A 2239-nucleotide genomic window follows, 5' to 3' on the forward strand; every position below is an offset into this window, starting at 1 on the left:
ATCCCAATGCGGTTTGGACATCACGCGCCAAGGCATCCCCGTCCGCCCTGTGCAACACTACACCTGCGGCGGCATCCAAACCGACCCCTGCGGCAGAACCTCCCTGCCGCAGCTTTACGCCTTGGGCGAAACCACCTGCACAGGGTTGCACGGAGCCAACCGCCTTGCCAGCAACTCCCTGCTCGAATGCGTCGTTACCGCCAGACTTGCCGCCCAAACCATCGCGGACGGACAAGCATTCCAAGCCGTACTGTCCCAAAGATCGTCTGAACACCCCTCCGCCGAAGCAGACACCTTTTCAGACGGTATCCAAAGCGCATTCAGCCGCCCCGTCCTGCAAGCGTTCAACCAACGCCATCTGGGCATTCTCCGCAACGATACCGGCCTGCGCCGCGCCATCGCCCAACTGCAGCTTTGGAAGCAAAACCAAGCCGAGCCGCACACCGCGTCTGAATACGAAAACCGCAACCTGCTCGAATGCAGCCTCGCCGTCGCCCAAGCCGCATACGCTAGACGGCAAAATATTGGCGCGCATTTTAATAGTGATTGTTAAGGTTGGCTGGTTAGAAAAAAATCGTTCAAATAAATTTGAATAGCATGGTTGAGAAATTGGCATTCAGTTTTTAGGGTTGCGTAAGTTGGGTTATTATTTTGTTCTAAAAGCAGAAAGACCGTCTGAAATATTTTTCAGACGGCCTTTGACTTCCTTAATATTTTATCTGCCTGACTGTTTCCACACGTTTTGCAGGTAGGCGTAGGTCAGCTCGGCGGTGTCGGACACCAGCGCGATGTCGCTGCCCAAGTCTTCGGCTTTGCCCACGCCAATAGGCAAGGCGCCGGCGGCTTTGATGGCGGCGACGCCGGCGGCGGCGTCTTCGATGCCGATGCAGCAGCGGATGTCCGCGCCCACGCCCTCGGCGGCGGCGAGGAAGATGTCGGGGGCGGGTTTGGAATGCGCTACGGCGGCAGGGTCGGCAATGGCGTCGAAGAAGTGGGTCAGCCCCATGCGTTCGAGCAGGAACGGGCCGTTTTTACTGGCGGACGCGAGGGCGATTTTTTTGCCGTTTGCTTTCAATGTTTCCAGCAGGGGTAAAATGCCGGGATACACGTCTTCGGGTTTGACTGCCTGAATCATCTCGACGTAGTTGTCGTTTTTGCGGCGGGTCAGTTCGGCGAACTCGGCTTCGCTGACGGTTTTGCCGCCGTGCGCGAGGATGCGTTTGAGCGAATCGTCGCGCGACACGCCTTTGAGCTGCTCGTTAAACTTGCGGTCGATGCTGATGCCCAGTTCTGCGGCGAGCTTTTTCCATGCGCGGTAGTGGTACTCGGCGGTGTCGGTGATGACGCCGTCGAGATCAAAGAGCACTGCGGTGAAAGTCATTTTGCACCCTCCTTATTTTTCCAACGCGACAGTGTGGCTGCCGTTGAGTGTGATGTCTTTGCCGTACACCTGCAAATCGAGCGGCTCGCCTTTGAGCAGGGTGAAGACGACGTTTTCTTTGCCGACGGCGACTTTAATCAGACGGCCGCGGTAGTTGATGTGGAAGGCGTAGCCTGTCCACGCCCTTGGCAGGAACGGGGCGAAGCTGAGTTTGCCGCCCCAGGTTTTCATTTGGGCGAAACCTTGGACGATGGCGAGCCACGAGCCGGTCATGGAGGTGATGTGCAGGCCGTCTTCGGTGTCGTTGTTGTAGTTGTCCAAGTCCAGGCGGGCGGTGCGCTGGTACATTTCCACGGCTTTTTCTTCTTTGCCCAGTTCGGCAGCAAGGATGGAGTGGATACATGGGGACAACGAGCTTTCATGCACGGTCATCGGTTCGTAGAAGTCGAAGTTGCGGCGTTTTTCGTCCATGCTGAAACGGTCGCCGAAGAAGTAGATGCCTTGCAATACGTCTGCCTGTTTGATGAAAGGCGAACGCAGGATTTTGTCCCACGACCATTTCTGGTTGAGCGGCAAATCATCGGGCGAAAGCGCGGACACGGGGCGGATGTCTTTGTCGAGGAAGCCGTCGTGTTGCACGAATACGCCGAGTTCTTCGTCATGCGGACGGTACATATTCGTGCCGATGTCCGCCCATTTTTCCAACTCGGCGGCGCTCACGTTCAAATCCGGACGCGGATATTTCGCCAGGGCTTCGCGGGTGTAGTCCAATACCCATGCGGCGAGGGTGTTGGTGTACCAGTTGTTGTTGATGTTGTTTTCGTATTCGTTCGGGCCGGTTACGCCGTGAATCATGTA

3 protein-coding genes are annotated in these 2239 nt (G+C 56.6%); 1 reads left to right on the top strand and 2 read right to left on the bottom strand.

Features of this window, described 5'->3' with window-relative positions; genetic code table 11:
* Window positions 1–553, top strand: a 553-nt coding sequence (locus ACTHS3_RS11735) for an FAD-binding protein (protein WP_440368012.1), incomplete at its 5' end; no start/stop codon positions are given.
* Window positions 554–715: 162 nt separating this feature from the next.
* Here the strand turns inward: ACTHS3_RS11735 and pgmB are convergent.
* Window positions 716–1381, bottom strand: coding sequence for a beta-phosphoglucomutase (gene pgmB, locus ACTHS3_RS11740; RefSeq protein ID WP_070607549.1), 666 nt, complete (start codon window positions 1379–1381; stop codon window positions 716–718).
* A gap of 12 nt (window positions 1382–1393) precedes the next feature.
* Window positions 1394–2239 (bottom strand): glycosyl hydrolase family 65 protein (locus ACTHS3_RS11745; protein ID WP_440368013.1); only part of this gene is annotated, 846 nt, incomplete at its 5' end.

It is taken from the genome of Neisseria sp. P0009.S007 (genome assembly GCF_051962515.1).